The 7,284-nt window shown below is 61.0% G+C and carries 7 protein-coding genes; 3 read left to right on the top strand and 4 right to left on the bottom strand.

All coding sequences use genetic code 11. The features are described from left to right. Positions 1 to 88: 88 nt before the first annotated feature. Entirely contained in the window at positions 89 to 847 is a 759-nt protein-coding gene (locus HMPREF3011_RS03090; protein ID WP_038626162.1) for an enoyl-CoA hydratase-related protein, read from the bottom strand. Positions 848 to 927: 80 nt separating this feature from the next. Between HMPREF3011_RS03090 and HMPREF3011_RS03095 the strand changes: the two genes are divergently transcribed. Together HMPREF3011_RS03095 and HMPREF3011_RS03100 are read left to right on the top strand one after the other, a co-directional pair. After that, on the top strand, positions 928 to 1,485 hold the full coding sequence (locus tag HMPREF3011_RS03095) for a GNAT family N-acetyltransferase (RefSeq protein ID WP_070560106.1): 558 nt from the start codon (positions 928 to 930) through the stop codon (positions 1,483 to 1,485). A 171-nt stretch (positions 1,486 to 1,656) separates the two neighbouring features. Further along, positions 1,657 to 2,874 (top strand): HNH endonuclease signature motif containing protein, encoded by a 1,218-nt coding sequence (locus tag HMPREF3011_RS03100; protein WP_235191262.1) that lies wholly within the window; start codon positions 1,657 to 1,659, stop codon positions 2,872 to 2,874. 71 nt (positions 2,875 to 2,945) lie between these two features. On the opposite strand, the gene glyA is transcribed toward HMPREF3011_RS03100, so the two are convergent. Next, entirely contained in the window at positions 2,946 to 4,247 is a 1,302-nt protein-coding gene (glyA, locus tag HMPREF3011_RS03105) for a serine hydroxymethyltransferase (protein WP_070841128.1), read from the bottom strand. A 149-nt stretch (positions 4,248 to 4,396) separates the two neighbouring features. On the opposite strand from glyA, the gene coaA reads away from it, so the two are divergent. Beyond that, positions 4,397 to 5,332 (top strand): type I pantothenate kinase, encoded by a 936-nt coding sequence (gene coaA, locus HMPREF3011_RS03110; RefSeq protein WP_038626177.1) that lies wholly within the window; start codon positions 4,397 to 4,399, stop codon positions 5,330 to 5,332. 30 nt (positions 5,333 to 5,362) lie between these two features. Here coaA and HMPREF3011_RS03115 read toward each other — a convergent pair whose 3' ends face one another. Further along, positions 5,363 to 6,148 carry an isoprenyl transferase gene (locus HMPREF3011_RS03115; RefSeq protein ID WP_070560108.1) on the bottom strand — a complete coding sequence of 262 codons (786 nt, stop codon included), beginning with the start codon at positions 6,146 to 6,148 and terminating at the stop codon, positions 5,363 to 5,365. 38 nt (positions 6,149 to 6,186) lie between these two features. Next, positions 6,187 to 7,278 carry a 3-deoxy-7-phosphoheptulonate synthase gene (locus HMPREF3011_RS03120; RefSeq protein WP_049182365.1) on the bottom strand — a complete coding sequence of 364 codons (1,092 nt, stop codon included), beginning with the start codon at positions 7,276 to 7,278 and terminating at the stop codon, positions 6,187 to 6,189. Between the last annotated feature and the right edge of the window lie 6 nt (positions 7,279 to 7,284).

The following is a 7,284-nucleotide window of genomic DNA, read 5'->3' on the forward strand; positions in this document are numbered from 1 at the left end:
CCCAGAACTCACCAGCGAAGTACTAGGAGCGCAGGAAGAGCAGTAGTTCTTCACTACTACCTCTCCCCAGCCACTCCAGGTATCTGACTTACTCACCTACGAAACGCGGTGGTCGCTTCTCCAAGAAAGCGGCCACCGCTTCCTTATGGTCGGCCGAGACCGCCAGGCGTGCCTGCGCATCCGCCTCCGCCGCCGCAGCGGCCAGAGTGTCCCGGCGCAGCAGAGCCTTAATCTCCTTCAGCGCGGCCGTCGGGCCCGCGGCAAACTGAGCTGCCAACTCACGTGCCCGAGCCGCTGGATCGTCTACCACTTCAGTAACCAGGCCGAGGCTCAGGGCCTCGTCGGCAAGCACCTTTTTATCGAAGAACAACAGCTCACGCGCCTTCGCGTCGCTGACCATGCGCGGCAGCAGCGCCGACATGCCACAGTCCGTGGCCAGGCCAATCGACGGGAACGCCGCTTTGAACGACGCCTTCGGGCCAGCGATACGGAAATCACAGTGCAGCGCCAGCGACCAACCGGCACCCGCCGCAGCACCTTCGATAGCGGCAATAACCGGAACGTTAATCGCGGTCAGCTCCGCAACCATCGGGTTGTACTCCTCGACAACCTTGCCCATGCCAGCGCCCGACTGCAGGTCAGAGATGTGCTCCTTCAAATCCTGGCCCGTGCAAAACGCCTTCGGCCCGCCGAGCAGGATAACAGCGCGCACGTCCGGCTCTTGCGCACGCTCAAAAGCGGCTTTTAGCTCCAACCGGAGATTCTTATCCAGGGAGTTGTATGCATCCGGGCGGTCGATGGTGATGGCTAGAATGCCGTCGGAAAAGTCTTGAGTAACGTTGCTCATAACCTCGCAGGTTATCGCAATCTCCCCCGCCTCGGACGCACTTTTGCACCAAATCACCCGCCGCGAGTAACAAGGGACACATGACACTTCCACGCCCCGCCACGCCTGACGACGTCCACGAGATCGTCGACCTCATCAAAGACCTGGCAGCCTACGAAAAAGAACCCGACGCCGTCCGACTGACCCCCGAGCGCCTGCGCGAACAGCTCTTCGGGGACAACCCCGCGATTTTCTGCCACGTCGTCGACTCCACATCCGGAAATTTGGACGATTGCGACGATAACGGCGCCGGTGTTAGTAGTGGCAGTGTTGTTAGTAGTGGCGGTGTTGGTGGCGGCCCTCGCCTCGACGGCATTGCACTGTGGTTCCTGAACTACTCCACCTGGGAAGGCACCCACGGCATCTACCTCGAAGACCTTTACGTCCGTCCTGAGTCGCGCGGCACTGGCAAGGGCAAGGCGCTGCTGCAAAACCTCGCGCGGATTGCCGTGGAACGCGGATACTCGCGGGTCGAATGGTGCGTCCTGAAATGGAACCAGCCCTCCATCGACTTCTACCGCTCCCTCGGTGCCTTCCCCATGGACGAATGGGAGACCTTCCGCCTCACCGGCGATGCCCTAAGCGACTTCGGGGCGTAGAAAGCGGAGATGCTGCTGTGCGGCGGTGTGAAGGTTCAGCTGCGCTGCGTTTGCAGGGTAATGCGGCAACAGAAAAGTCCGGATGTGGATAACTGCTAAACCGGCTGACTTATCCACAGCCTGCCCTCATGGGCGTTGTCCCCCTACATCCGGACTTTTACCTTCAAAGGCATGACAGTTCTTGGGACGCTCGCCGCACTGGCCTCGCGCGGAATGGACACGCTGGCGGAACTCCACGCCGCGCGTCCCGACGGCCACGCCGCCACCTCCCACCTGGCGGCAACCCTCGGCCTTGACCCGGCGCGCCTTCGGCTGTTGCTACGCGTCGCCGCCCACTATCTCCAACCCGCTGACACCGAGGAAAACACCAAAGCCCGCGAAGACGCAGCAGCTCTGGCCCGCCGACTCGGGCTCAGCCTGGACACCTGCGTGCTTATCGACAAGCGCAGCCGCCAAGCCAACAACGCAGAACTCCACGACAACCTGCGGCTCACATTCGTCGCGGCGGCCGAGCGTCTCGGCTTCGAAGAACTGGACCTCTACATGCGGGAAACTCTCACCGAGCTCAACACCGAAGACGAACCACCCCAGCACCTGCGCGCCCGGTTTTCCCGGAAGGTAGACATCCGGGGAATGAAGCACTTCCACATCTCCGGCCCCTCGGATATGCTCGACAATCTCCTGTCGCCGCTTACCATCCGCGCCGCAGAAATCCGGAAGTCCCATCCGGAGTTTTCCCACGACCGATGCGTCGGTCAGGCGCTTGCCGAACGCCTCGAGCATGCCGATGCCGCAATGCCCGTCGACAAGCTCGATGAAATGCGCTACCAACCCGCCATCATCATCACCGCGCAAGACATCGTCGACTACAGCCCGCGCTTCGCCGCCACCACCAACGGCTCCGCGCTCGCGCCCGACGTCTTCCTCAACGCCCTACTCGCCGACACCGGGTGGGCCGTGCTTTACGACGAACACAGCGCCATTACGGACTTATTTCCCATCGGCAACCCACGTCTGGCGACTGAAGAGCAGCGCATCGCGATGCTCATCGACAACCCCATCTGCGCCTGGCCCGGCTGTGAACGCCCCGCCTATAGCGGACAAGCGCACCACCTAGTCGCCCACAAAAACGGCGGCACAACCACGCTGGACAACCTCACCATGGTCTGCCGAGAACACAACGGGCTTAACGACGACGACCGGGAAGGACGCAACGGCTACCTCGAACGCATCCCCACATCCGGACATATTCGATGGCGCCCGCCGGACAAAACTCGACCGCCTCTGTTTAGCAACTCATTTGTGACATCAATGTCCGGGAGGTCCTACGCGGGGTATCGAGCGGGTACGACGAGACAGCTCGGGCCGGAGCCACCACCTCCGGAATAAAACCCGGATGTACGGGAAAACCCGTCCTAGCGCACTGCTAGAACGGGTACTTGCGCTGCAAAAACGCAGAATTAGATGAGGTTCCAGTCCTCGATGCCGTCGTAAAGCGGGAATTCCTGAGCGATCTTCGAAACACGAGCACGCAGAGAGTCGACATCCGCATTCTTGCCGGCGGCGAGAGCAGTACCGATGACATCGGCGACCTCGGTGAAGGCCTTCTCGTCGAGACCGCGGGTGGCCAGCGCCGGAGTACCGATACGAAGTCCAGATGTAACCATCGGAGGACGCGGGTCAAACGGAACAGCATTCCGGTTGACAGTGATACCAACAGCATGGAGTAGATCCTCGGCCTCCTGGCCGTTCATCTCCGAATTGCGCAAATCCGCCAGAACCAGGTGGACATCGGTGCCGCCAGTGAGAACATCGACGCCAGCCTCGGCGCAGTCGGCAGCGGTGAGACGCTCAGCCAGGATGCGGGCACCGGCGAGAGTGCGCTGCTGGCGCTCCTTGAACTCCTCGGTACCAGCAATCTTCAGCGCCACGGCCTTGCCGGCGATAGCGTGCATCAGCGGGCCACCCTGCTGCCCCGGGAAAACAGCGGAGTTCAGCTTCTTGGCGTACTCCTGCTTGGCCAAAATCATGCCCGAACGAGGGCCACCGAGAGTCTTGTGAACGGTGGTCGCCACAACGTCAGAATGCGGAACCGGCGACGGGTGCAGACCGGCGGCAACCAAACCTGCGAAGTGCGCCATGTCCGTCCACAGCTTCGCGCCGACCTCATCGGCGATGGAGCGGAAAGCTTCGAAGTCGAGGTGGCGCGGGTACGCCGACCAACCTGCGATGAGGACATCCGGCTTTTCTGCGAGCGCCTGCTCACGCACCTTGTCCATATCGATCCGCATGGTGTCCTTATCCACACCGTATGCGGCGACGTGGTAGAGCTTGCCGGAGAAGTTCAGCTTCATGCCGTGGGTCAGGTGACCGCCGTGTGCCAGGTCGAGGCCCATAATCTTGTCACCGGCGTTGATTAGCGCATGCAGAACGGCAGCGTTGGCCTGCGCGCCTGCGTGCGGCTGAACGTTGGCGAACTCAGCGCCGAAGAGCTCCTTGGCGCGGTTGCGTGCCATGTCCTCGACGATGTCGACGTATTCGCAGCCGCCGTAGTAACGACGACCCGGGTATCCTTCGGCGTACTTGTTGGTCAGAACCGAGCCCTGAGCCTGCAGCACTGCACGTGGAACAAAGTTCTCACTAGCAATCATTTCGAGCATGTCACGCTGACGAGAGAGCTCCCCTGCCATCGCCTCTGCGAGGTCGGGATCGAGTTCACGCAGCGATTGGTAGCGGACATCGTTATTGTTAGACCCGGTCATGAGTAGGTTTTCGACCTTTCAATAAAACTTCAATGCCACAGGCCATGCTAGCCCTTCATGGGGCAAACCACGAAAGCAGCACCATTCCAGCATGCCCCCTTTGTTGATCCGTTTTCCGGTTTTAGGCCCCCCTTGGCACAATTGGAGATATGACGCGCGCAACATCCCCCAGCCCGTACGTCGAGTTCAAACGCGAGCAGTGGCGCGAAATGCGCAAGAATATGCCTCTGGTGCTGACGGAAGAGGAAGCTGAACGACTTTCCGGTATCGGTGAAAACATCGACCTGGACGAAGTCGCCGAGGTCTATCTTCCGCTTTCTCGCCTGATTCACATGCGTGTGGCGGCGCATCGGGAGCTGAACGCTGTAACGTCGAACTTCCTTGGGGAAAATCCTTCGAAGGGGGCGTCGGTGCCGTTTATTATCGGCGTCGCGGGTTCGGTGGCGGTCGGCAAGTCAACGACGGCGCGTTTGCTGCAGGTACTGCTCGAGCGCTGGGAGACTAATCCGCGGGTGGACTTGGTTACTACTGATGGCTTCCTCTACCCTTCTGAGGAATTGAATCGCCGTGGGATTATGCAGCGCAAGGGGTATCCGGAGTCGTATGATCAGCGTGCGTTGATGCGGTTTGTCACGGCGGTGAAGTCGGGGGCGCGGCATGTGAAGGCGCCGGTGTATTCGCACACGCTCTATGACCGGGTGCCGGATGAGTTCGTCGATGTCGATCGTCCGGACATTCTCATTCTCGAGGGGCTCAACGTTTTGCAGACGGGCCCGACGCTGATGATTTCCGATCTTTTCGATTTCAGTGTCTACGTCGATGCCCCGCGCGCGGACATCGAGCGTTGGTACATTAATCGTTTCCTCAGTCTCCGCCAGACGGCGTTTCGCGCTCCGGGCGCGCACTTCGCGGACTATGCAACACTTGACGACGAAGCTGCGGCCGAGGTGGCCCGACGCATTTGGCAGCAGGTGAACTTGCCGAACCTGACGGAAAATATTTTGCCCACTCGAGTGCGGGCGTCATTAGTTCTTACGAAGTCTCGGGACCACAAGGTTTCGAGGGTCCGGATGCGCAAACTCTAACATCCGGAAATTTTTCCGGATGTAGGGAGGTTATTTGCCGAAGCGGCGTGAGCGCTGCGAAAAGTCTCGAAGTGCGCGGAGGAAGTCGATGCGGCGGAATTCGGGCCAGTAGGTATCGGTGAACCAAATCTCGGAGTAGGCGGTTTGCCAGAGGAGGAAGCCGCTGAGCCGCTGTTCTCCGGAAGTGCGGATGACTAGATCGGGGTCCGGTTGTCCGGATGTATAGAGGCGGCGAGAAATGGCGTCGGTGGTGATGCTCTCCTCGAGCTCGGCAGCATCGATTCCTTCGGCGACTGATTCCCGGATGATTCTGCGTACTGCGTCGACGATTTCCTGCCGGCCGCCGTAGCCAACGGCGATGTTGACCTGGATGCCGGTGTTGTTCGCAGTGACTTCTTCGTCGTGGCGTAGCCGGGCGGTCATTCTTTCCGGAAGGAGCTCGAGGTGGCCGACCATGCGCAGGCGCACGTCGTTAGGCGATTGCGCCAATTCGTCGACGACGTCGGCGATGATGTCGAACAGTAACTCCAGCTCTTCGGGGTCGCGCCCGAGGTTTTCGGTGGAGAGCAGGTAGATGGTGACCAGCTCGATTTCCTGCTCGGCGCACCAGCCGACGAATTCTGCGATTTTGCGGGAGCCGACGCGGTGGCCGTGGCTTACGTCGGTGAAGCCAGCCTCCCTCGCCCAGCGGCGATTGCCATCGGCCATGATGGCAACGTGCTTGGGGCGAGGTTTTCCTTCTAGCTCTTGGGCTAGTTTGCGCTCGTAGAGCGGATACGCAATCCGCCGGAGTGAGGACGGCTGGTTTTCTTTCACATATGTAACTCTACCCAATGGGCACGGCCACTTTGTGCTTAGTCACGTGCCTGCCGACGCTTCCGGACTTCTGCCGCAAGCGTACGCAGCAGCCGGTCGGTGGTTTCCCAATCCATGCAGGCATCGGTGACGGACTTGCCGTATACGAGGCCATTACGCCCATCGGTAATTTTTTGCGCACCGGCTTCGAGGAAGGACTCCATCATGATGCCGGTGATGCGCTCGTCGCCGGCACCGATGAGCTTGCCGAGCTCCTCAACGACCTCGGCCTGGCGCACCTCGGATTTTCCGGAATTGGCGTGAGAGGCGTCCACCATGATGCTGATGGTTTGCTCGGCCTTGTTCAGGCGGGCTTCGGCGTCGTTAAGTGATGCCTCGTCCCAGTTCGGGCCGGAGGTGCCGCCGCGGAGAATGAGGTGGCAATTGTGGTTGCCGGCGGTTTCGACGACGGCGGCGCGGCCCTGGTCGTTCATGCCGAAGAAGAAGTGCGGGTTTGCTGCAGAGACCAGCGAGTCCACGGCGACCTGGACGTTGCCGTCGGTACCGTTTTTGAAGCCGATGGGCATGGAAAGTCCGGAAGCGAGCTGGCGGTGGACCTGCGACTCCGTGGTGCGCGCACCAATCGCACCCCAGGAGACGGCGTCGGCGATGTACTGCGGGCTGTTGGGCTCGAGGAATTCAGCGCCGACGGGCAGGCCGGTGCGCAGGACCTCGATGAGCACTTCGCGGGCCATGTGCAGGCCCTTGTTGATTTTGAAGGAGCTATCCAGGTCGGGGTCGTTGATGAGTCCCTTCCAGCCGACGGTGGTGCGCGGCTTTTCGAAGTAGACGCGCATGACGACCAGCAGGTCCTCGTCGAGCTCATCGGCGGTGGCCTTCAGGCGGCGGGCGTAGTCGATGGCGGCCTCGGGGTCGTGAATGGAGCACGGGCCGACAACGACCAGCAGGCGATCGTCCTCGCGGGCGATGACGCGGGCGATGTCGAGTCGCGACTGCTCCACTTCGTTAACCAGGTTCGGGGACAATGGCTGTTTGGCCATGACCTCTTCTGGGGAGGGCAGGTCGTGGAAGGCTACGACACGGCGGTTCGCGGTAGAGGCGGGGGCTTCGAGGGATGTGGGAGGGGTCATCGGGGG

Source organism: Corynebacterium sp. HMSC074C04 (assembly GCF_001838295.1).
Lineage (GTDB): Bacteria > Actinomycetota > Actinomycetes > Mycobacteriales > Mycobacteriaceae > Corynebacterium > Corynebacterium amycolatum.